Annotated in this window: 21 protein-coding genes; 13 read left to right on the top strand and 8 right to left on the bottom strand. The window is 48.9% G+C overall.

The features are described from left to right. Positions 1-100: 100 nt before the first annotated feature. From JWG88_RS15600 to JWG88_RS21985, 3 genes are all read right to left on the bottom strand, one after another. A complete protein-coding gene (locus tag JWG88_RS15600) occupies positions 101-928 on the bottom strand; it encodes an HAD family hydrolase (protein ID WP_205234714.1) in 828 nt (275 codons plus the stop codon). A 211-nt stretch (positions 929-1139) separates the two neighbouring features. Beyond that, positions 1140-1520, bottom strand: a complete 381-nt coding sequence (locus JWG88_RS22170) for an AhpC/TSA family protein (RefSeq protein ID WP_353740685.1) — start codon at positions 1518-1520, stop codon at positions 1140-1142. 18 nt (positions 1521-1538) lie between these two features. Next, a complete protein-coding gene (locus JWG88_RS21985) occupies positions 1539-1673 on the bottom strand; it encodes a hypothetical protein (protein ID WP_306793113.1) in 135 nt (44 codons plus the stop codon). Between the two features lie 359 nt (positions 1674-2032). On the opposite strand from JWG88_RS21985, the gene JWG88_RS15590 reads away from it, so the two are divergent. The 7 genes from JWG88_RS15590 to JWG88_RS15560 all read left to right on the top strand — a co-directional run bounded on the left by JWG88_RS15590 (position 2033) and on the right by JWG88_RS15560 (position 7850). After that, positions 2033-2620 carry a M23 family metallopeptidase gene (locus JWG88_RS15590; protein WP_205234713.1) on the top strand — a complete coding sequence of 196 codons (588 nt, stop codon included), beginning with the start codon at positions 2033-2035 and terminating at the stop codon, positions 2618-2620. A 322-nt stretch (positions 2621-2942) separates the two neighbouring features. After that, positions 2943-3383, top strand: a complete 441-nt coding sequence (locus tag JWG88_RS15585; protein WP_205234712.1) for a bacteriohemerythrin — start codon at positions 2943-2945, stop codon at positions 3381-3383. Between the two features lie 415 nt (positions 3384-3798). Beyond that, positions 3799-4332, top strand: coding sequence for a nitroreductase family protein (locus JWG88_RS15580; protein ID WP_205234711.1), 534 nt, complete (start codon positions 3799-3801; stop codon positions 4330-4332). A gap of 59 nt (positions 4333-4391) precedes the next feature. Then, positions 4392-5747 (top strand): Na+/H+ antiporter NhaA, encoded by a 1356-nt coding sequence (gene nhaA / locus JWG88_RS15575; RefSeq protein WP_205234710.1) that lies wholly within the window; start codon positions 4392-4394, stop codon positions 5745-5747. A 194-nt stretch (positions 5748-5941) separates the two neighbouring features. Next, positions 5942-6703 (top strand): DUF1538 domain-containing protein, encoded by a 762-nt coding sequence (locus JWG88_RS15570; protein ID WP_205234709.1) that lies wholly within the window; start codon positions 5942-5944, stop codon positions 6701-6703. A gap of 5 nt (positions 6704-6708) precedes the next feature. Further along, positions 6709-7500: a DUF1538 domain-containing protein gene (locus JWG88_RS15565; protein ID WP_205234708.1), complete on the top strand. Its 792-nt coding sequence runs from the start codon at positions 6709-6711 to the stop codon at positions 7498-7500. A 2-nt stretch (positions 7501-7502) separates the two neighbouring features. Then, positions 7503-7850: a P-II family nitrogen regulator gene (locus JWG88_RS15560; protein WP_205234707.1), complete on the top strand. Its 348-nt coding sequence runs from the start codon at positions 7503-7505 to the stop codon at positions 7848-7850. Between the two features lie 360 nt (positions 7851-8210). On the opposite strand, the gene JWG88_RS15555 is transcribed toward JWG88_RS15560, so the two are convergent. The 5 genes from JWG88_RS15555 to JWG88_RS15535 all read right to left on the bottom strand — a co-directional run bounded on the left by JWG88_RS15555 (position 8211) and on the right by JWG88_RS15535 (position 14719). After that, positions 8211-9704 (bottom strand): DUF3373 family protein, encoded by a 1494-nt coding sequence (locus tag JWG88_RS15555; protein ID WP_205234706.1) that lies wholly within the window; start codon positions 9702-9704, stop codon positions 8211-8213. A 409-nt stretch (positions 9705-10113) separates the two neighbouring features. Beyond that, the gene (gene nrfD / locus JWG88_RS15550) at positions 10114-11343 is read right to left on the bottom strand and encodes an NrfD/PsrC family molybdoenzyme membrane anchor subunit (RefSeq protein ID WP_205234705.1); all 1230 of its coding nucleotides are present in this window, start codon (positions 11341-11343) and stop codon (positions 10114-10116) included. Between the two features lie 10 nt (positions 11344-11353). Continuing rightward, positions 11354-11908, bottom strand: a complete 555-nt coding sequence (locus tag JWG88_RS15545) for a 4Fe-4S dicluster domain-containing protein (protein WP_205234704.1) — start codon at positions 11906-11908, stop codon at positions 11354-11356. A 21-nt stretch (positions 11909-11929) separates the two neighbouring features. Next, positions 11930-14128: a molybdopterin-containing oxidoreductase family protein gene (locus tag JWG88_RS15540; RefSeq protein ID WP_205234703.1), complete on the bottom strand. Its 2199-nt coding sequence runs from the start codon at positions 14126-14128 to the stop codon at positions 11930-11932. Between the two features lie 258 nt (positions 14129-14386). After that, positions 14387-14719 (bottom strand): c-type cytochrome, encoded by a 333-nt coding sequence (locus tag JWG88_RS15535; RefSeq protein ID WP_205234702.1) that lies wholly within the window; start codon positions 14717-14719, stop codon positions 14387-14389. Positions 14720-15108: 389 nt separating this feature from the next. Between JWG88_RS15535 and JWG88_RS15530 the strand changes: the two genes are divergently transcribed. The 6 genes from JWG88_RS15530 (at position 15109) to JWG88_RS15505 (ending at position 22125) form a co-directional block, all read left to right on the top strand. After that, positions 15109-15531, top strand: coding sequence for a CBS domain-containing protein (locus tag JWG88_RS15530; protein ID WP_240194499.1), 423 nt, complete (start codon positions 15109-15111; stop codon positions 15529-15531). Between the two features lie 198 nt (positions 15532-15729). Then, positions 15730-16956, top strand: coding sequence for an isocitrate dehydrogenase (NADP(+)) (locus tag JWG88_RS15525; protein ID WP_205234701.1), 1227 nt, complete (start codon positions 15730-15732; stop codon positions 16954-16956). Between the two features lie 231 nt (positions 16957-17187). After that, positions 17188-17853 carry an ABC transporter ATP-binding protein gene (locus JWG88_RS15520; protein WP_205234700.1) on the top strand — a complete coding sequence of 222 codons (666 nt, stop codon included), beginning with the start codon at positions 17188-17190 and terminating at the stop codon, positions 17851-17853. Continuing rightward, positions 17850-20369: an ABC transporter permease gene (locus JWG88_RS15515; RefSeq protein WP_205234699.1), complete on the top strand. Its 2520-nt coding sequence runs from the start codon at positions 17850-17852 to the stop codon at positions 20367-20369. The genes JWG88_RS15520 and JWG88_RS15515 overlap by 4 nt, the downstream gene beginning before the upstream one ends. 16 nt (positions 20370-20385) lie before the next feature. Beyond that, entirely contained in the window at positions 20386-21075 is a 690-nt protein-coding gene (locus tag JWG88_RS15510; protein ID WP_240194497.1) for an arylesterase, read from the top strand. Between the two features lie 30 nt (positions 21076-21105). Continuing rightward, a complete protein-coding gene (locus JWG88_RS15505; RefSeq protein WP_205234697.1) occupies positions 21106-22125 on the top strand; it encodes a homocysteine S-methyltransferase family protein in 1020 nt (339 codons plus the stop codon). The last annotated feature ends 166 nt before the right edge of the window (positions 22126-22291 follow it).

The raw sequence follows: 22291 nt of genomic DNA, 5'->3' as shown, positions 1-22291 counted from the left end.
AGCGAATTGATACTTGGTTAAAACAGTTGCCATTCTGGAATTAAATCTCGGAATGGCAACAAAAAAAATGTCATCATAAACAAGATTATTTCCGGTTTTATCACAACTCCAGCACAATACGAATTGCATGGTGGAAGCCGTCATCATCATGTGAACAGGTTGCCGGGAAATTTTCAAGCATCTCCTGCGGCGCCTCGGCAACGACAAAGCTGTGTTCTGTAAATTGCAGCAGGCTCAAGTCATTGTAGTCATTTCCTATTCCTACAGAAAAACGTCGATCGAGCTTGAGCCGGCTGCAGAGCCAGGCTGCAGCAGCACCTTTACCGACATGGCTGGGCAATATTTCCATCCAGATCGACTTGCCGTCCAGAGGAGAAGTCGTCCTGGTTATCTGATAGTCTCCAAGTCCCACTTTCACCAGGTTGAACTGTACCGGATCCTCCGAAAAGATGGCGATGATCTGCGCCGAGCTTTCGGGCAGCGATTCCAGAGAGGTGAACTCCTGAGCATACACTCGGTAGAGGTCGATCCTGCGCTTGAAATCACTGTTTGAAAGGACGTCGCCCCAATAAAAGAAACGGTGATTATCGGGAACGGTGTGATGTACCATGAAATCCGCCTGCTGCTCCTGCAGATAACTGGAAATCTTGCGAATGTCGTGTTTTCCTATATTTGCCGAGTATATCAGTTCTTTCGTGTTAAGATCGACAATACCTGCACCGGTGGAGAAGATCAGATAATCTGCAGGCACCTGGTCAGGGAACAGACATCTGAAGGAATAGAGTGATCTGCCGGTAGCTATCACTCGCACCACTTTGTGTCTGCCAAGCTCCTCCAATCGGGCATAATTGACTCGGCTGATTTTTTTATCCCTGTTGAGGAGGGTGCCGTCAAGGTCGGTGAAGATTATTTGAATTTTCTCTTTCATCTTTTAATACCTTACTCCTGAAAAATCGGTTTACCGGCTCCCCGGGGTTAGTATCTTACAGATTTTTTTTCTTATTTTCTTTACAAGAAAATAATCTGTCCCCCTCAAGGGGGTACTGTAAGGAGTCCAGCTCAACTTGGGATAAATAGTACAGGTCCGGCAAAATGGCGCAATAATTTAGTTCACTGAATGAAGAGAGGTTTTTTCCTGCTTACGGAAGTGCTGACAGGAGTTCAGATACCGGAGGATTTTCTCCTGCTGCCGTGCTGCGGAATAAGTATGGAACGGACTCTTCAGGTGTGACTATAACAGCTCCGTTCAACTGAAGAAAGTTCCCGGGAGATTCCGGGGTAAAGCCGCTACGCAGGGCCGAATATGCTGTCGTAAGTGGTTCGAGGGACATAATCCCTTCAACTTCGCCGGTCAAACCAAGCAGCTTAAAAGATTGTCTGAAAGGATCTGTAAATAACCGGCCGCTGAATCCGATAATTTGGCTGAATTCCTTTAATTGGGCGATGGATCCCGTTCCGACAACAGCCACTTCTGCATTTTTTTCGATAAAGGAGCTGTGTTGTTTTCTAAGTTCAGCAATCTGCTGACGGCAGATAATTCAGTTGAAATGACGAATAAATACGATCACAGCTACTTTTTCCGACCACAGCCTGAAGAGCTGAATGGGTGATGAATCTTCATTATACACGCTGACCTCGCCGAGCTGATGAACAGGAAATTTTTCTTCTGTCATTTAGACCTCCGCTGGCAACACAATGGCGTTTAAATCGACTGATCTTCGGTTATTGATTGCGGCAGGCGGGTGAACTTTTAGTGTGCCATCTAAGAGCTTCACGTCGAATTAATAGTAAATTGGAGTTGAAACTTCTCCGATACTGTTTAAAAGATAATCACAAAAAGTTGATGGTGTCGCGATAAGTGCAGACTAGTGGAAAGTCAGACTCCCGGTCCCGTAAATCGTGCTTTTACAAGCCCATTAGAGTTTTTGTGCATAATTTCCTTGACCCCGACTTTGGGAGAAATGATATTAGCTGGATGGATGACAGAGGAGCAAAATTATTGCATCTCGGCTGACTTTTTACGAGATCTCATATGCTATTTCCCTATTTGCAGTATATCGAAGAGTGCAACAGCTTCGTGATCGGAGAAACCGAATATTATTTATATCCGGGAATGGAGTTCGGCAGTAGAGAGAAGTGGTGGCCGGATTCCGGCCTTCGCCCTACCCGGCATGAAGGGATCGACCTCTGTTATTATAAGGACGAAACGGGAAAGGAGTGCGCCTTCTCTCCAAAAACATTGGTTCCTGTCATGGCATCAGGCAGAATTGTGGCCATATGCAGGGATTTTCTCGGCTACTCATTGTTTTTGGATCATGAATATGAACAGAGATTGCGTTTTTGTTCGATTTACGCACATATTATACCCTTTGACCTCCTTGCCGTGGGGGAAAGGCTGAGTGCGGGGCAAACAATAGGAACCGTAGCCGATACCACGGGCAGGAAAAACCGGATGCCCGCCCACCTGCATCTTTCCCTGATGCGGGTTGACAAACACATTGCTCCTGAGAACTTTGACTGGAACTTGATGCATGGTTCGCAGGTTGAACTGCTGGACCCTCTAAAGATGGTTGCTTCAGAAAGGATACATTTCCCCAGCCGAAGAAAGTTTCGTTCGTAATCTTCTGCCATTGTTCCGGCAAAACCGAAGACTTGAACATATTCTTTTTTTTTCCCTTTTGTGAATAGCATGGCAGGTCTATGGCGGCCCCGCAGGTGTTGCTTGAAATTTGAAACTCCCTATTGTATAAAAATGAACTTTACCATATACAGCCGGCCCGGACATCTTGCAGGAGCTGAAGAGATCTTTCGGCTGCTTAATGAGAATTCCGGATGATTTGGTACCCGGAAGATGAATATTATGCTGTTTTTCTGGATTGAATAAACAGGAAAGCGGGTTGAATATAGAATGACGATAAAATCCGTTAAAAGGAGAGAAACCAATGAAACTTCAGTGGAAAGATGCCTATAGCGTAGGCAACGAAAAACTGGATGAACAGCATAAACATTGGATTAATCTATATAATCAGCTTGATGACGTTATGACCGGCAACAGTCGGGGAGAACTGGGGGCGACACGATCCGGTATTTTGCAGAAAATCTCCGATTATGTTGATTATCACTTTCAGTTCGAAGAAGAATTTATGCGCCAGATCGGCTACCCTGACCTCGAAAAGCACTGGGAAATCCACAAAAACTTCCGCAATGAGGTTTACCGTATCTGCCGCGAACATATTGAGGGAACCATCATTCTCAACAGTGAAATAATGGACATGATAAGGCATTGGCTGATTGAGCATATTGTCAAGCAGGATACCAGGATAATGGAATTCCTCCTGACGCGGTCCGGAAAGACCATTCCGGCGGAAATAGAATCCCTATAGTGTGCACTCTCTTCGAGAGATACCTTCGCGAACAACCTAAACCGCTCGAAAATAATTCCATTTCAGGAAGCAGCATAGGGCGGTTCCCGATACAATGAACAGAGCTTTCTTTTCTTCTTTACGCTGCAGATATGTGGTCTTCGTTCTCCGGGACTCATGCAATTCCTCTTTTTTCTTCCCTTTTTTTGTTGTATGACATACAAAATATGATTAATCCTATTTGCGGATAATCCAAACTGATGGTGTCGCGACAAGCACCCGTACGGGCATAAACTCTGACTTCGAGAAAGCCCGATCTCCCCACAGTGCAAGTTTATTGATCGAAAAGCACTGGGCTCAGGAGGAGAGCCTCGTGGTGTATCAGGAGGTTATTCAAAAGGAAAAAAGCAATTTTGCCATCTTTAAAGGAGTCTTCATGTTACTCGAACTTCTACAAGGCAGAAGATCTGTCAGGCAGTTTCAGGCCAAAGCTGTTGAACAGGAGAAGGTGGATTATCTTGTTGAAGCCGTGCTTCGTTCACCGTCATCGAGAAGCTTAAATCCTTGGGAATTTGTCGTTGTTGATGATGAAAAGACATTGCAGGCGCTGGCCCGAGCGAAGACGCATGGGGCAGCCTTTGTCAAAAATGCTCCTTTGGCAATCGTGGTCTGTGCAGACCCCGAAAAATGTGATGTCTGGGTAGAAGATTGTTCCATTGCTTCAATCATTCTTCATCTCGCCGCAACGGAATTGGGCCTGGGCAGCTGCTGGGTGCAGATACGTTTGCGGCAGCATGAGAACGGTCTGCCCGCCTCTGCATTTGTCGCCGACCTTCTAGGTCTGCGCCAGGGGATGGAAGTGGAGGCAGTTGTGGCCTTCGGCTACCCAGCGGAAGAAAAGACAGGCCATGGACGGGATACGCTCCTGTGGGAGCGGATAAGCTATAATCGTTACGGTGATAAAAGATAAGGTCCCCGCAAATTGATAGTGTATCTGAGGACCGAAGAAAGATAATTCCAGAATGATATATGGGGCCATATAAAAAAATAGAACGAACAATTGAAGGGCTGATCAATCCAGCCGGGGTGATTTCAAAAATACTGCAGACCAATGCTTTTCAGTATTTTTTCACCAAAATATCGCAGAGTGGCTTCCTTCTCTTTGCGGCAGCTGTGATGGCCTTCATCTGGTCGAATGTCGATCCGCAGGGATATGGAAGTTTCTGGCACCAGGAACTTGTTATCGGAGTGCCGGGCTTTGCCCTTAAACACACTTTGGGGCATTGGGTCAATGAAGCCCTCATGGCCATCTTTTTCTTCACAGTCGGTCTGGAGATCAAACGGGAGATGCTGGTGGGCGGTCTCTCCGATCCCAAACGTGCCGTCCTGCCGATAGCCGCCGCCTTAGGCGGGATGATCTTTCCGGCGCTAATCTATGTTCTCTTTAACATAGGCGGGGATAGTCTCAAAGGCTGGGGGATTCCGATGGCGACTGACATCGCCTTTTCTCTGGCGGTGCTGAGTACCCTCGGAAAAAGAATACCTTTCGGACTCCGTCTTTTCCTTACGGCTTTTGCGATTGCCGATGATTTAGGCGCCATTCTTGTTATTGCCCTTTTTTATACACCGTCGATAGATGTGACTTATCTCTTTATCGCCATCGGTATAACCGGCTGCCTCTATCTCCTCAACCGTTTCTGGGTATTACAGATTCTTCCTTATTTTATTCTGGGCCTGTTGCTCTGGTTTGCCGTGGCGCACGCCGGACTGCACGCCACAATAGCCGGGGTGGTCGCGGCCATGTTCATTCCGGCTGTCGGGAAATATGATACTGATATATTTCTTGAGATGGTGCAGGACAGACTGCCTGAAATTCGCTGCAAAGATGGAGATTGCGGTACATCCATCATGGTTAATCAGAGGCATCTCAATGCTGTTCTGGAGATAGAGCATGCCTGCAAACGCGTGGCTACACCGCTGCAGCGGCTGGAGCACAGTCTTTCCTCATGGGTTGGCTTTTTGATTCTTCCACTGTTTGCCCTTGCCAACGCCGGGGTGGTGTTACAGGCAATTGAACTTCCCTCGGCACTGTTTCACCCGGTGACGCTGGGAGTGGCTCTTGGGCTTGCCATCGGTAAGCCTATCGGCATATTCTCGTTTACCTATGTCGCTACCAAGCTGCTGAAGGCCGATCTCATCCAGGGGGTGACCTGGAGGCATATTCTCGGAGCAAGCTGTCTGGGCGGAATCGGCTTTACCATGTCACTCTTTATCTCGGGACTGTCATTTACCACACCCGCATATCTTGAATATGCCAAGATGGGAATCATTTCAGGCTCCGTTGTCTGCGGGCTTATGGGATATCTGGTGCTACGCAGATCTTGATGGGCTTGTAAGAAGCTCGATCCACCTCGTTGTTGATCTGGCTACGGTCATTAGCCGCACCACATGTACTGCAAAGTTGCCGTTTCAGGCATCACGCCTGGGTTATCGAGCTCTGGGAGTCTGCGTCCATCGCAGAGTCCATCTCGACACCGATCACATTTTACGACTCCATCAGATCGTAACGAAAGGATAAAATGACCGACCGATTGTATGCAATAAAGATATTTTCCAAGGCCGCTGCGGGGAAATTACTGTCATCCTGCCGGGATCTGCTGCCGATTGTGCTGGTCATCGGTTTTTTTCAGCTGGTAGTAATACGGCAGCCCTTGCCGAATTTTGCCGAGGTCGTCGTCGGCAGCATTCTGGTGGTTATCGGCTTGAGCATGTTCGTCCAGGGACTGGAGATGGCCCTTTTTCCAATCGGTGAGACGCTGGCCCAGGCTCTGGCGAGAAAGGGAAGTCTGGTGTGGCTCCTGCTCTTTTCCTTTCTGCTCGGGTTCTCCACGACCATTGCAGAACCCGCACTTATTGCCGTTGCCAGAGAATCCGGTGAAATTGCAGCTAAAAGTGACCTGATTGAAGCTACAGCCTCTGCCATTAGTTCATATGCAATGGGCTTGCGTATCAGCGTGGCCTGCTCTGTAGGTGTGGCTATCCTGGTCGGTACGTTGCGGATCATTCGGGGCTGGCCTATTCATTACCTGATAATCGGCGGCTACGTGATGGTCATGGTTATGACCGTTTTTGCCCCTCCTGAAATAATAGGGATAGCCTATGACGCCGGAGGCGTCACCACCTCGACCGTTACCGTTCCCCTGGTGGCGGCGCTTGGCGTCGGGCTGGCTTCAATCATCAAAGGCCGAGATCCTCTGGTGGATGGATTTGGTTTGATAGCCTTCGCTTCCCTGCTGCCCATGGTCTTTGTGATGGGATATGGTATAATAATCTTTGGGTGATGGGTATGAAGACATTTCTTCTCGATTTTTTCTTTACTCTTCTACTGACTCTCCGGGATGTTCTGCCTATTCTGGCACTTATTGTCGGATTTCAAATCTTTGTACTGCGCCAGTCCATTCCCAGGTTCATTAGTGTGGCCGTCGGTGTAGTTTATGTCATTGTCGGTCTTGCTCTCTTCCTGGTCGGACTGGAGATGGCACTTTTCCCGTTGGGACAGAGCATGGCAGCACAGCTTAGCGATCCTGAATTCCTCACCGGGATAAAGGATGCCGCACCTGTTTCCACGTGGCAGTCGTATGGCTGGATTTATTGCTTCGCTGCCTTGATTGGGTTTGCAACCACAATCGCCGAGCCTTCTCTCATGGCTGTGGCCTTTAAAGCACATGAGGTATCCGCCGGCACCATAAATAAGCTCGGACTGCGCCTTGCCGTGGCCATTGGCGTGGCCGTAGGTATCGCTCTCGGCGCTTTTCGTATTGTTCATGGCTCCCCCTTGTTTATCTATATACTGGTCGGCTATGTCATTGTGATGATACAAACGATTTTTGCACCAAAACAAATTATAGCACTGGCCTATGATTCAGGCGGAGTTACAACTTCCACGGTCACCGTCCCTATTGTCGCTGCTTTGGGGCTGGGCCTGTCTGAGGCTGTTCCGGGGAGGGATCCTGCCCTGGATGGTTTCGGTCTGATAGCCTTTGCCAGTCTTTTTCCTATAATTTCAGTTATAGGGTACGCCCAGTATGCTGCCTGGAGTAGTCGGCGGCGCAGTAATACCAGATCCATGGAGGATTGATTATGCGGTTCAAAGTGATTTTAGCAAGCGTGAAAACCGATATAGTGGACACGGTGGTGGACGCCGGGAAAAAAGCGGGTGCAACGGGTGCCACCATCATCCCTGCACGCGGTACGGGGATTCGGGAAGCAAAAACATTTTTCGGTCTCTCGCTCGAGGCTCAGACTGATATCATCATGTTTTTGATAGAAGAACATCTGGTCGATACCATCCTCGATGCGGTAGGTACTGCGGGAAGATTTGATAAGCCGGGCACCGGCATAGCCTTTGTACTGCCGGTGGAGCGAGTCATCGGACTGGAAAGCCAGATTGAGAAGTTCAAAAAAGAGGTCAGGGATCAATACTTATAAAGCTTGATTCAGCTAAGCTGGTTTGAACCTTATGGCTGATTATTTCTTGCCAAAAAACAGAAAAACAATTTGTGAGGCAATCATCCAGTTGAGCTGCCGACTTTAAAAGTGCCTGTGGTTTTCTATACTTTCCTGATTACCCTAATCCTCAGCTCAAGGTTGGGACTGGGCCAGGAGATGCTAAGTTTCAGGAGTAATCAGATTGTTTTTTAACAGACCGAAAGGAAAAGAAATTGAGACTGTAAAAATGCTATCGTGAAGAGTCCTTGAAGTGGCTAAGTCCATCTGCGATGCCAATTAAGGTTTTGACGGGACCGACCGGAGAGCATGATGCTCCCCGGTCAAAATCTCAAAATGGTGTTAAAAAAACACTTCGAAGGTTACATAGACCTGATCGGCACTCTCAACCGAATCCATCCCCATGCCCTGCAGCATCATGGCAGTACCCGGATCATCCACATCCATCGGCGCAAAATTCCAGTCACCTGAACCCGTATAGTCATAGGCATAATGCTGATAACCCAGACGGACAAATGTTCTGGCATATTTCGAAAAGGCTTCGCCGGTAGGCAGATCATAGATGGCATAGACTTCATAGACAGAGCCGCGTGTGGACAGCTTGCCCTGGTAGATGTCATCATGTCCCGGAGTCATGCCGATCCAGTACTCGGATCCATAGTTATATTCGAGGCCGAGTTTAAGACCCGCATCATCAAGGTCATAACGTACTCCGGCATAGAAGCTGTAACCGTTTTCGTTATCGGTATTACGCGTGGTACCATTAAAGAGGCCATTGTCATCCGGTCGTGTCTGCGACCAGCCCAAGGCCAGGAAATAGTTGAGTGAAGCAACCTTATCCTGATAAACTGCGCTGGTATGCCAAAGATTCCCTGCAGTTTCGCGATCTCCAAAGAGAGGGTTGCTGGCGAAAGCAGCATTAATGAGCGGCTCCTTGAACCGAGGATAGTTGAAGAGATTAAAAGCCATGAATGACTGCATGGCCAAAAGTCGGTCACCTTTGTCAAGAACATCCCAGGCAAAGCCTGCAAAATCAGTATCATTCAGCAGGTTGGTCTCATTCTGCAGCCCATTCTCAAAACCACGACCATAACAGAAGCGGACCTTGCCTTTGCCCAAAGCTTCTATGCCCCAATCATAGCGATATCCAATGGTCAGCCCGTCAAAGGGCCAATCCATGAAATTTACCGGTGTTGCCATCCTCTTGTCCAAGCCTAATCGGAGTTCTGCCGGAGGTCCGTCTGTGGTTGGTCTTCTGCCGATGGAAAACCATACGGGCATACCGCCAATGTTATCCCAGGTACCCATCGCTCTATCAACGTAAAGAGCGCTATCTGCCGGAGTACGTGTAATATTGCCGTCAAAAACCGGATACATGGCCCCTGAATCATCGTTAAAGCCTGATTGAGAGCCCCAGGCTTTGAACATGGCCAGTCTGGTGCTGACACTCACATCTTCGGTTACCTGGGTGAGCATGCCGATTCTCAGCCTGTTGGTCCACAGGGTATCGTTTTCAAGTTCGCTTCCAAGGACTGTCTCTGCATCGTAATAGTCAAGTCTGGTACGAAAATCGCCGGTGAACTTGATCCTGGCCGCCAGATCCCAGTCCTCGGCCTTGTAGTCATGATCAATCACAACCTTTTCAATGTAGTCGACCTGTTCCTTAGTTTTCTCATCTGCCTGGGCCTTTTCTGCCAGTGCTGACTGCAACTCGGTAAGCTGACTGCTCAAGGCATTAATCTTGGCCTCCAGTTCCGAGATTGTCGGGTTGGCGACTGCCGCAACCGGCAGGCTCAAAAATCCCACTAATGCCAAAGTGGATAGCTTCTTTACCATAACTTCCTCCTTTTCCTGTTTCATAATACAGCCGAATATATGGCTGCTGTTAAATATAAAATTAATAAGCTTAACGATTAAACACTTTGGCGTAGTTGTAGCCTCAAAATTTGCTGATGAGTCCATAATCGATGCTTCAGGGAAGCAGCTGTAATAATCTACCGCAAATCCTGGATACGGAGAGGATGGCTCGGCAGGCAAATCCGCAGAGAAAAAAATAACTTGAGCTACAGCTATTTTTGTAGGTACAAGCTGGACTCAGTAAAATGGGTAATGTAATTTTCATGAATTATTTCGGAAATTTTTTCCAGTTTTTACAAACACTTAACAAAAAAATGGCAGGCCTCGCATCATGCGGGATCCTGCCAGATTATCAGTTGCCAAGATATGCACAACAGCCTTTATATCTCTAGTTTCTAATGGCTTCTTCAATTTCCCCGACAGCCGCAGGCAGTTCTTTCCCGCCACCAAGATCAAGTTTGCGCTCAGCCATGATATAGAGTAGCACGCAGAGACAAATTGCCGCGATAACAATGGTGACTTCCGCCAGTGAAGGAACATAGTGGAGCAGCGTTGAAACGTTCTCAGCCCTGTCTACCCGCAGGGGTACAAGCTGGCCCGCAACCACAAGATCATAGCGCATGAAAAATATACCAACAGTGGAGAGCAGTCCTGCAAACATCACCCCAAAAGTTGTTCTGGTCTTTGGATTCAGTAAAATGGCAAAAGGAATGGCCAGTCCGATAAGAACCTCAAAAAACCAGAAATTAACGGCAAGGGGGCCGGTTAAGAGAGCCATGGTAGCCTCATACTTTCCCGGTGGTTTGCCATATAGGCCGGGTATTGTCTTCCAGATCACGAAAAAAATCAGAATGCCAAGCAAAAGCGCCTGCAACTTTCCCAGCGACTGCATAAAACGCTGCTCGTTCAACGGTACTGCCCTGCCGCGGAAGGAATTGTTAAAATAAACAATCATAGCCAACAATGCTCCGCCCGACACCATGGCCGAGAGGATAAAATAAATCGGCAGGAATGAGCCGTGCCAGAACGGTCTGGCTTCAAGCAAACCGAACACCGCGCCGAGATTTGAATGTGCTGTCACCGCAGCAATAAAGCCTAGAAGCCCCACTACGGAAGCCAAGGCATGTCGATGTTTCATCAGTGCATAAAACTCAATACAGAGCAGCACCAGATAAATACCGTAAAGGGTACCCATCCACCAGATTGGCGAGCTCAGATTGGGACTGAGCACCACCCAGACAACCATGCGGAACGGATGATTCAATTCCATGGCGATTGTGCCAAAACCAATAAGCAGTGTGAGAATTGCCAGGATAATCGCTCTCTTGCCGATAATTTCAAATTGCTTTATTCCGAAAACGTGTCCCAGGCTGGAAACCAGACACAACCCCGTGCTGGAAACTACAAAAAAGACGTATGTTGAAATAAGTATCCCCCAGGGCACCTCTCTGGTCAGGTTGTAGGCATGAAGATGCCCCACGCTGAGCACGTAAATGACAGCGACAGCCCCGGCAGCGACACCAGCACCGAGCAGGGCAAACCAACCAACATTTGCAGCCCGGCTGCCGGCAAATCCGGAGGTGTGCTCTTTAACAGTTTTTTCTATCGTTGCATTCATCGCATCAACCTCAAATTATATAGAAAAGGAAAGGATCAGTGCCCATCTCCGGCTTCTCAACCTTGTAGGCATGTTTTACCAGCAGCCGCGATACTTCACTGTTCCGGTCGTTGAGATCTCCGAAAACCCGTACTTTGGTGGGACAGGTTTCCACACAAGCTGGCTGCCTGCCCCTGTAGATCCGCTGCACGCAAAAGGTGCACTTATCGACAGCACCTGTGACTTCGTTATAGTACCTGGCATTATAAGGGCAGGCGGTAATGCAGTATTTACAGCCGATGCATTTATGATCGTCGACAAGAACGATGCCGTCCCGGTTGACTCTGGTGGCTCCGGTCGGGCAGACATGATCGCAGGGGGTGTTTGCACACTGCATGCACTGACCCGGTTGAAAAGACTGGCCAAGATCTGGAAATTTACCCCGCAGCGGCCCTTCTGCTACCCAGTTACGGTAGTTGTCCTGCCCCATTGGAACCTTGTTTTCAATTTTGCAGGCAACGGTACAAGCCTTGCAATCTATACACTTGCTGCTATCAAGCACCATCGCAAAACGTTTGGTTTTCATCTAAATATCTCCCTTTGCAGCCTATGCCGGATGTATCTCAACAAAGGTCTGGTGCATGGCAATGTTTCCAGAAATTGGCTCGACGTTATCTTCTATGAGTGCAGCATCACTGCCGCTCTTACCTTGCAGGAGTCTCTGTCCTGAGGTGATTACGCCAAAACCATGTGACATAAACACGCAGTCCGGGCGTATTTTTTCGGTGACAAAAAGTTTGAGCTGCTCTGAGGCCAGGCTGCTTGTCACCTTGACAACCTGACCATTTCGCAGCCCCCGTTTGCGCGCTTCTCCGGCGTTGAGCCAGAGACTGTTCTCGGGCATCAAATCATGCAGGTAGGCATTGTTGGCTGTGGTACCGTGGGTCAAATAGGCGTTCCGACCTAAAATCAGGCGGTATCTGCCTTCGGGGATATCTGCAGGGCGTGAATATACCGGTAGAGGATCGAGGCCTTTTTGGGCATATTTTTCAGAATAGATTTCAATTTTTCCGCTTTTGGTTTTCAGGCGCTTACCGTATGTATCGCCATAGGTTGGTGTCGTCTTCTCATAGAAGACACCTTTTTCTTTCAGGGCCTTGGTGATATCAGGTCTATTTCTCAACTGATGATGACGATACTCCTCCATGGTGAAATCAAATGAGGCATAGATTTCATCATCGAGCCGTTTGGAAAGCTGCTGTATTATCCAGAGATTCGGTTTAGACTCATACATTGGTTTTATACACGGTTCCCGGGTAGTTACCACCGGCAGGATGCCGCCGAGAGACTCTATCGGATCAAGCCGCTCAAGGTAGGTGGCTTCCGGCAGGATAACGTCTGAATAGTAAGCCGTATCATTCATGGTGATATCGATGGTGCAGATGAATTCCATCTGCTCCATCATTTCCAGGGTCTTCTGCCGGTTGGCCACAGAGACCAGCGGGTTCTGCTTGTATATCATCATCCCTTTGACGGGATACGGTTTTCCTTCAATAACGCGATCACGAAAGTACTTCCATGAACCGTCTTTTTCCGAGAGGTACGAGGCACTGCCGCTGTCGAGGCGAGGAGGGACACCATCGTACCAGGGAGCCAGATAGTCATGCCTTTCCAGAACGATGCTGCTATTGGGCACCATTCCGCCTGGCTGATCCCAGTTGCCGATGACACCATTGAGTATCGCCATGGCTCTGCGCATCTGAGTGTCATTATCAAAGAAGGAACTGCGTCGTCCCTGGTAATACACCGCCCGTGGTGCCGCCGCCGCAAATTCTCTGGCAATGCGGCGTATATCAGCGGCCGGGATATCGCATTCGGCTTCTGCCCACTCTGGAGTATATTGTTCGATGTGAGTCTTCAGTTCATCAAAACCAATGGTCATGTCGGCAACGAACTGTTTGGCGTATAAACCTTCTGTGACAATGACATTGGTCATGGCTAGAATAAAGGCCATATCGCTGCCTGCTCTGATTGGAAACCACTCTGTGGCCTTGGCAGCCGTCTTGGTGAAACGCGGATCAAGGTACACCACCTTTCTTTTTCCACCTTCACCTGTCAGCATATCTATGGAGTCGGGGGTGATGAGCGCTTCACTGCGATTTGCTCCCGACATGATAAGATAGTCGGCGTTCAGCACATCCGGGGTCGGATTGGTTCCGTAGGTTGCCCCGAACCCCTGGATGTTGGAAGCGAGGCAGAGCGATGGGTGCCGAAGTGTATTGGGTGAGCCGTAGCATTCGGCAAAAGTGGTAAAGAAATGCTCCTGATAGCCCTCTGTTGACACAAAAACCGTGCCGGCCCTGGTGTATTTCTCTGCAAGGTCCTGTAGATTTTTTGCCACCAGGTCAAGGGCTTCCTCCCAGCTGGCCTGACGGAACTTGCCGTCGCCGCGCTCACCGGTTCTGATCATTGGATATTTTATGCGATCAGGACTGTACACCGTATCAAGCCCGGCATTGCCTCTGGCACACAGCATCCCCCTGCTTTTCAGGAAGTGAGGATTTGGGTCAAGTTTTTCAATGACGCCATTGCGCACCCTGGCAATCACTCCGCACTTATTGACACACATGCCGCAACTGGTAAAAACATCGCGATTGGCGAGATCATCGAGCTCGAACACATGTTTTGATGCGGCCAATGCCCTATAACGGCTTCCCATCATGGCAACGGAACCGGCGCCTATGGCACAGCTCGAAGCGAGAAGGAAGTTTCTTCTGCTTAATTTTTTGGAAAATGCGATAGTCAAAACATTCACTCCGAATAGTATTGATGGCGTCGCGATAAGCACCCGTACGGGCATAAACTCCGACTTCGAGAAAGCCCGATCTTATATATCGAACTTTTTATCCAGCCATCTAAAAGCTTCGTGGCAACTTTTCACGAGATTATTACTATTGATAAATATTCTAAATATTTGGGATTAATCCAAACTGTAGGTCGTCAAATCCCGGTTTCGCAGGGCTGGCCTTCACCAGCACCTCGTAGTTCTACAGCGGGACTCCCTTTAACTACAGGTCTCAGGCTGATCTGAGTCTAAAGCGTGATCGTACATATAGTGCTGGATATCATGGAGATCATTCTCGGAATACTTCATGCATCTTTCCTGGGCTTGACCGGCATGATCGCTCTCGAAAAAACTGTTCCACTGCTGCTGGGTTTTCGTGCTCGGTGAGAGCTTGCCGCCTTCCTCACCTTCGATGTGACAGGTTTGGCAGTTTTTCTTCCAGAGGTACTTACCCTTACGTGGATCTGCATCGTCACCGGCAACCGCCATCGTTGAAAACAGACCAATGAAAAAGAATACACTTGCGATTTTGGCAATTTCTTTGGTTTTCATGACATTCTCCTAAAAAAAATTGTTCATGTTTCGTCGAATAAGAAACTTGTGTAGTATTTAGCTTATTTCTAAATTACCATATATGCGATATAGCCCCCTAGTACAAGTATTTTCTTAAATTGTTATTAAATTTATTTCGCAATAACGCTTGAAAAATTGCATATTATAGCTAGTATTACAGCACCTTATCCAATTTAAAATCTAGAATATTTTTTCTATGTTCAGAATTGAACATGATGGGTCATGGAAGTTAATTGTTTGACGTGCCTGAGAAGGCTCAAAAATCAATGGAAAAAACGTTGAAACCAAGATAGGTTGTTAATGTTGATCTTATCAAGATCGTCAAAGTATTAATTATTTATTATATCTATCGCCATTAAAAGGGGGAGATGATGACAGCAAGTGGAACGCGAATAGTAAGGGCCAGGGATATAATGAATACCACGATCCATTATATAGATGGCATGGCTACCGTCTCGGAAGCGGCGCAGATGATGAGAAAGGAAAAGACGACAAGTCTGATTGTGCAGAAACGTGGTCCGGATGATGCATGGGGGCTTATTGTTTCCCAGGATATCATCAGAGGAGTGCTTATCGAAGGCAAGAAGGCAGATATTGTCAATGTCTATGAGATCATGGCGAAACCGCTGATTACCACGCCCGCCGAAATGGACATTCGATACGTTGCCAGGCTGATGAACCGTGTCGGGGTCCGGCGTATGCCGGTGGAGGAGTCGGGCAAACTAGTGGGCATGATTACCCAGGCCGATCTGATACTGAAAAGCAGTCTGTTTGGAGATGTTTTCCTCTGAGAGTGATATTGACAGGCTCCTTGGTCTCTCTGGTTTAGAAACCGGTACTTGCTGGAAAACCTATAAAAATCGAAGGCTATGGTGGTATTCTATCAGTTTTGAAACCTGAAATGTTTTAGCCGGGCTGTAATCTTCGCCCTCAATGATTATCTTCCTGAAAATCGGATACCTACTTCAATCTCAATAGAAGACGAAATAATGAATAAAATCAAAGTAATCAACCCCGTTGTAGAGCTGGATGGCGATGAAATGACGCGTATCATCTGGAGCGAAATAAAAAAGAAACTGATCTTTCCCTATCTGGACCTTCCCATCGAGTATTATGATTTAAGTATCCAAGCGCGAGATGAAACCGATGACCAAATCACCGTAGATGCGGCCAATGCCATCAAAAAGCATGGCGTCGGCATCAAGTGCGCCACCATTACTCCCGATGAAGAACGTGTTGAGGAATTCGGCTTGAAGCAGATGTGGCGATCCCCCAACGGCACCATCCGGAATATTCTGGGCGGCACCGTCTTCCGGGAGCCCATCCTCATAGAGAATATCCCCCGCCTGGTTACCACCTGGAAGAAAACTATCTGCATCGGCCGGCATGCCTTCGGCGATCAGTATAAAGCAACCGATATCGTGGTCAGGGGAAAGGGCCGGCTGACCATGACCTTCACTCCGGAAGACGGAGGTGAGCCGGAGCAGTATGACGTTTTTCAGTTTGAGGGAGGCGGGGTGGCTATGTCCATGTATAATACCGACGAATCGATTTATGGCTTCGCTCATTCCTGCTTCAACAAGGCCATTGACAAGCAGTGGCCGCTGTACCTCTCCACCAAAAATACTATTCTGAAGAAATATGACGGCAGGTTCAAGGACATTTTTGAAGAAGTGTACCAGAAGCATTACCGGGAGCGCATGGAAACACTGGGCATCGGCTATGAGCATCGCCTGATCGACGATATGGTGGCGGCCGCCTTGAAATGGGAAGGCGGTTTTGTCTGGGCCTGCAAAAATTATGACGGAGATGTGCAGTCGGACACCTTGGCTCAGGGCTTCGGGTCGCTTGGACTGATGACCTCGACGCTGATCACTCCCGATGGAAAAACCATGGAGGCAGAGGCTGCCCATGGCACCGTGACCCGGCATTTCCGGGAATACCAGAAGGGCAACCCCACCTCAACCAATCCCATCGCCTCTATTTTCGCCTGGAGCAGAGGACTTGCTTTTCGGGGAAAGCTCGATGACAACAGTGATTTGATACACTTCTGTGAGGCCCTGGAGCAGGTGTGCATCGAAACCGTGGAAAGCGGCAGCATGACCAAGGATCTGGCTCTCTGTATTCATGGTGCGAAGCTGAAACCCGCACATTATCTTAACACCGAGCAGTTCTTGAATACTTTGGCAGATAACCTGCAGAAAAAACTGCCCTGAGTTGATGTTCCCGCAGCCTATCCTCCCGGTTGCGCTGCGGGAATTACCATGAATTGACAACAGCCAGTTTTCCCTCGCTGAGGGCTGCAGCCGCACATCATCTCCCCGCCGATTTTCAGCATCTCGTGCACGGATTCCATCTTACAGGATGTCGTATTTTTATAAAATATGCTTACGGTAGTGAAATTGGTTGGATACATATGATAAATACATAAAGGGTGAAGAAAAATCATGGCAATTCTGGAGTCACGCGACATAACCAAGACCTATACAATAGGGGAGAGAGAAATCGTTATCCTCGACCATATTTCCCTGAAGGTGGAGGCAGGTGAGTTTGTGGTTATCTCCGGCAGCAGCGGCAGCGGCAAGACCACACTGTTGCACATCCTCTCCGGCCTTGACAAGCCCAGTTCCGGCAGCATCATCCTTGACGGCAGGGACATCACGCCGCTGGATGAGGATCAACTCGCCGAAATCAGGAACAGAAAGACGGGATTCGTCTTTCAGGCCTTCCACCTCATACCATCACTTAATGCCTACGAAAATGTGATGTTTCCCGCCGAACTATGTGGAGATCCGGAAGCCGGGGTCAAAGCCGCCCGTCTTCTCGAACGGGTCGGACTCCACCAGAGGCGCACTAATTTTCCCGAACAGCTCTCCGGCGGGGAAAAACAGCGGGTCGCATTGTGTCGCGCCCTTATCAACACTCCCGAGATTGTCTTTGCCGATGAGCCCACGGGAAATCTCGATTCAAAAAACAGTGATGAGATTGTGGAACTGCTTCTGGAGATGCAGCAGGAATGGAATACCACGCTTATCATGGCTACTCACAGCACCGAAATTGCATCCCTGGCCGGGCGGGTAATCTCCCTGCATGACGGTAAGCTGGGAAAATGATCAGAAAAGGAATTCTGCATAAACAATTTTTTTGGCGGGAACTGGTGCACGGCTGGCGGCACGGCCTCCTCTTTATTCTCTGTGTCGCTCTGTCGCTGACCACAATCGCGGCGCTGAACAGCTTCAGGGGCGGGGTGAACCGTACCCTGTTCCAGGATGCCAGGGAGCTTCATGGCGGTGATATAATAGTGCACTCCCATTATCCCTTTGGCGCGCCTCTTCTCTCGGAAATTCAGCGACTCGAACAGGAGAAAAAGGTCACTGCGACCAGAATTCATGAGTTTTACTCGGTGGTAAGGAGTCCGGTTCAGGAAAGCACCCTCTTTGCTAAAATAAAGGCGGTCGAGCGCAATTTCCCCCTCTATGGCAGCATTGTCCTCGCTTCAGGGGAGCCTTTGTCGGCGGTTCTGCAGAGTGGAACGGTTGTGGTGGCCGATGATGTCTTGAAAAGGCTGGGGCTGCAGCTCGGAGATGTCCTTGCAGTCGGCAAGGAGGAACTCCGTATTGTTGATGTGGTTGTGCACGAATCGGACAGCCCCGTTGATTTTCTTGACTTCGGGCCGAGGATATTTGTCTCCGCCGATGACCTTGAGAAAATCGATCTAATTGGGAAGGGCAGCCGAATTCAATATGAAATTCTTCTTAAAGCAGCCGATGACGATGAACTGAAGGAATTATCCGCGGCTCTGCAATCCGTAGCCCTGGAAGACAGGGAACGGGTCACGACCTTTCATGAGGCAGGATCCAGGATTAAGCGATTTTTCGATAATCTTCTTTTCTTTCTCTCTTTGATTTCGATATTCACCCTCCTGCTTGCCGGATTGGGAATGCAGAGCTGCCTTACCGCCCTGATCAGACAGAAAGAGAAAACCATCGCCATAACCAGAACCGTCGGGGCCACTAGCCGATTTCTCTATCGCCATTATTTCCTCATCGTCCTTCTGCTCGGTATTGTCGGCGTGTTTCTGGGCATTGCGGCCGGTGTAGGTTTGGCTTTCTATTTTCCTTATCTGTTCAAAGAGCTGCTGCCTATCTATGATCAGGCGATCATACAGCCGGCGGATCTGATGGAAGGCCTCGTCCTTGGGCTTGCCGTCGTTCTTCTTTTTACCTTTCTGCCGCTCCATCGGCTCCGCAATATCAAGCCACTGGCGATTTTCAGAAAGGAGAAGGTACACGTGGCCAGGGATGTTGTCTTTTATCTGACCATAGGTGCCGGCCTCATTTTGGTTTCACTGCTGGTTTTACGACAGTTGGAGGATCCATTTCTGAGCCTGGCGTTCATGGCCGGTGTTCTGCTTTTCATCGGAGTAATCTCCTTACTGTCTGCGCTGCTTTTCAAGATTGCAGCAAGGCTGAACATCAAGCGGTTGAGTCTCCGCCAAGCCTTGAGGAGCATGACCAGAGCGGGAAATGCGACGCGCTCCATCATCGTCACCCTGGCTTCCGCACTGTCGCTGCTTTTCTCGATCTATCTGGTTGAGCACAATCTCCATCAAACCTACATCGATTCGTATCCGGAGGATGCTCCCAATCTTTTTTTTCTCGATATCCAGCCGGCTCAAAGGGAGGGCTTTGCCGCCTTTTTCGAGGAGCCGCCACCGCTGTACCCCATTATTCGCGCCAGGCTGGTGGCTATAAACGGTGAAGATATCAATCGTGAAGAAGAGCTGAGGAAAAAACGGGATAACTTTGCCAGGGAATTCAACCTGACCTACCGGGATCATCTGCTCGAGGATGAGGTTCTTGTCGAAGGAGATTCTCTGTTCGGGCAGACCAGGGACAACAAGGCGGATCTGCCGGTCTCCATTCTTGACACCGTCGTCGAGATGGGAGATCTGCAGATGCACGACAAATTGCTTTTCAATATCCAGGGGGTGGAGCTGGAGGCCGAGGTAACCAGCATTCGCAGCAGAACCAAGTCGAGATTATATCCCTTTTTCTATTTTGTCTTTCCCGAAGATTCGTTAAAAGAGGCGCCGCAGACCTTTTTCAGCGCAGTGCAAATTGAAAAGGATGCAATCGCGACGCTGCAGAGCAGAATAGTGGAGAGATACCCGAATATCAGTTTTATCAATGTTTCAGAAGCTGCTGAAAATATAGGGTCTTTGATGGAAAAGCTCTCCGGGATTGTAAATTTCTTCGCAGCATTTTCGATAATTGCAGGAGCGCTGATTCTGGTCAGTTCCATTCTGGCAACCAGATTGGCCAGGACAAGGGAGGCGGTATACTACAAAATACTTGGAGCCAGAGGTGCTTTTGTCTATCGACTCTTTGTCTATGAAAATGGATTGATTGGGCTTTTCAGTGCGGTTACAGCATTGGTTTTCGCTCAGGCGGGCAGCTGGGCTCTCTGTCGCTTTTTCTTCGAGATACCTTATTCTTCTGATATCACCGCTTCTTTTATTCTGGTTATTCTCACCGTGGCCTTCGTTGTGGTGACAGGGCTGCTCAGTTCACTGGCAATTGTCAGGCAAAAACCGGCACGTTTTTTGAGAGAACATGGAAATGGATAGAAAAAGGATATACTGTTTGGCAAACCTTCTATTACTGATCCTGCTGGCCGGTCCTTTTCTCCCTGGATGCGATAATCAGGAGGAAAGAGGGAAGAGATCCTCGGTTTCTGCAGCAGAGCCGGAAAACGGTAAAACCGGCAAAATAGTAGCGTTGGGCGACAGTCTCACTGCCGGGCTGGGAGTTGATCTGCAGAAAAGTTATCCGCTGCAGCTCCAGAAAAAGCTCCAGGAGAACGGTTATGATTTCCGGGTCGTCAACGCCGGGGTAAGTGGTGAGACAAGCAGCGGCACCCTCTCCAGGCTTGACTGGATTCTTGGGCAGAATCCGGAAATTATCATACTGGAGATTGGTGCAAACGATGGCCTGCGTGGTATCGATCCCGCTCTGGTGAAAAAAAATATTGATGAAATTCTGACTAAACTGCAGGGGAAAGACATTGTCACCATCCTCGCCGGCATGCAAATGGTATGGAACCTGGGAGAGCAGTATACCCTTAAATTCAATGCCATTTATCCTGAACTCGCCCGGGAGCACAATGTCATTTTTATGCCTTTTTTCCTCGAAGATGTGGCGGCCGAAGCCTCGCTGAACCGCGAGGATGGCATTCATCCCAACGAGGAAGGATACAGGCATATTGTCAGGAACATCTATCCCTATGTTGTCCAGGCTATTGAAAAATTGCATTCGCATCGACCTTCCGGCTGAACTGCTGTAATTCCAAAAAAAGGAGCTGCAATGGCCAATAAAAGAGATTTGCTGGAGAGACTGAATGATGGCGGCGTTCTTTGTGCCCAAGGATATCTCTTTGAGATGGAGCGCCGGGGGTATCTTACTGCCGGTGAATTCGTGCCCGAAGTAGCCATTGAGCATCCCGAATGCCTTAAACGGCTGCATAAAGATTTTCAGCATGCCGGCTCCGATGTTATGGAGGCCTTTACCTACAATGCACACCGCGAGAAGCTGAAGACAATAGGGAAGGAGGATATGCTGGAAGAACTGAACCGGGCTGCCCTGAGAATTGCGGTGCAGGTGGCCGGCGAGGTCGGCCCTGACGAGGAGCCCAATCTGGTTGCCGGTAACATCTCAAATTCAAATATCTGGAATCCCGCCGACAAGGCAATCAGGGACGAGGTCCGGAAAATGTTTGAAGAGATGATACAGTGGGGTATGGATGAAGGGGTCGATTTCTTTATCGGTGAAACCTTCTATTATGCCGAAGAGGCCTTTTGCGCCCTCGACGTTATCAAGGAGGTTGGAATGCCGGCTGTAGTTACCATGGCACCGATGGAAGAAAACATGCTTCGGGACGGCTGGTCAATTATCGATACCTGCCGGGAACTCGAACAAAGGGGGGCAGAGGTCGTTGGTATGAATTGTTTCCGGGGGCCGCAGACAATGCTGCCTTACCTCAGGGAAATTAGAGAGAATGTGTCGTGTCATGTGGCCGGCCTGCCTGTGCCGTACCGCACCACTGTGGAGCAACCGACGTTTTTCAATCTCGAAGACAGGGAATGCACCTGCCCGTCCCCCCATGGACGCACATTTCCCACTGCCCTTGATCCGCTGATGTGCAATCGCTACGAGATCAGAAAGTTTGCCGAGGAAGCCTATCAACTCGGGGTGAAATACCTGGGAGTCTGCTGCGGTGCATTCCCGGCGCATATTCGGGAGGTCGCCGAAGCAATGGGCAGGACGCCCGCGGCCTCGAGATATTCGGAGAACATGGCCAAACATTTCCTGTACGGCAGCGAGTAGAGACTGCCACCGCACATCAGCGAATAGCATCTAAGGGATGATTATTAGACGAAATGTCCGGGCTCAGAGCATAAAGGGATAGCCTTCATCCTTCCAGGCGTCGGTACCGCCATCGAGAACCTTGACGTTGCTGAATCCTTTATCGGCAAATTCTTCTGCTCGACCA

The sequence above is a fragment of the Desulfopila inferna genome, assembly GCF_016919005.1.
Classification (GTDB): domain Bacteria; phylum Desulfobacterota; class Desulfobulbia; order Desulfobulbales; family Desulfocapsaceae; genus Desulfopila_A; species Desulfopila_A inferna.
This window is presented reverse-complemented; position numbering and strand designations above follow the sequence as displayed.

Coding starts and splice junctions, on each gene's coding strand:
- JWG88_RS15600 (WP_205234714.1), bottom strand. CDS start 928: ATGAAAGAGAAAATTCAAATAATCTTCACCGACCTTGACGGCACCCTC.
- JWG88_RS21985 (WP_306793113.1), bottom strand. CDS start 1,673: ATGACAGAAGAAAAATTTCCTGTTCATCAGCTCGGCGAGGTCAGCGTG.
- JWG88_RS15590 (WP_205234713.1), top strand. CDS start 2,033: ATGCTATTTCCCTATTTGCAGTATATCGAAGAGTGCAACAGCTTCGTG.
- JWG88_RS15585 (WP_205234712.1), top strand. CDS start 2,943: ATGAAACTTCAGTGGAAAGATGCCTATAGCGTAGGCAACGAAAAACTG.
- JWG88_RS15580 (WP_205234711.1), top strand. CDS start 3,799: ATGTTACTCGAACTTCTACAAGGCAGAAGATCTGTCAGGCAGTTTCAG.
- nhaA (WP_205234710.1), top strand. CDS start 4,392: ATGGGGCCATATAAAAAAATAGAACGAACAATTGAAGGGCTGATCAAT.
- JWG88_RS15570 (WP_205234709.1), top strand. CDS start 5,942: ATGACCGACCGATTGTATGCAATAAAGATATTTTCCAAGGCCGCTGCG.
- JWG88_RS15565 (WP_205234708.1), top strand. CDS start 6,709: ATGAAGACATTTCTTCTCGATTTTTTCTTTACTCTTCTACTGACTCTC.
- JWG88_RS15560 (WP_205234707.1), top strand. CDS start 7,503: ATGCGGTTCAAAGTGATTTTAGCAAGCGTGAAAACCGATATAGTGGAC.
- JWG88_RS15555 (WP_205234706.1), bottom strand. CDS start 9,704: ATGGTAAAGAAGCTATCCACTTTGGCATTAGTGGGATTTTTGAGCCTG.
- nrfD (WP_205234705.1), bottom strand. CDS start 11,343: ATGAATGCAACGATAGAAAAAACTGTTAAAGAGCACACCTCCGGATTT.
- JWG88_RS15545 (WP_205234704.1), bottom strand. CDS start 11,908: ATGAAAACCAAACGTTTTGCGATGGTGCTTGATAGCAGCAAGTGTATA.
- JWG88_RS15535 (WP_205234702.1), bottom strand. CDS start 14,719: ATGAAAACCAAAGAAATTGCCAAAATCGCAAGTGTATTCTTTTTCATT.
- JWG88_RS15530 (WP_240194499.1), top strand. CDS start 15,109: ATGATGACAGCAAGTGGAACGCGAATAGTAAGGGCCAGGGATATAATG.
- JWG88_RS15525 (WP_205234701.1), top strand. CDS start 15,730: ATGAATAAAATCAAAGTAATCAACCCCGTTGTAGAGCTGGATGGCGAT.
- JWG88_RS15520 (WP_205234700.1), top strand. CDS start 17,188: ATGGCAATTCTGGAGTCACGCGACATAACCAAGACCTATACAATAGGG.
- JWG88_RS15515 (WP_205234699.1), top strand. CDS start 17,850: ATGATCAGAAAAGGAATTCTGCATAAACAATTTTTTTGGCGGGAACTG.
- JWG88_RS15505 (WP_205234697.1), top strand. CDS start 21,106: ATGGCCAATAAAAGAGATTTGCTGGAGAGACTGAATGATGGCGGCGTT.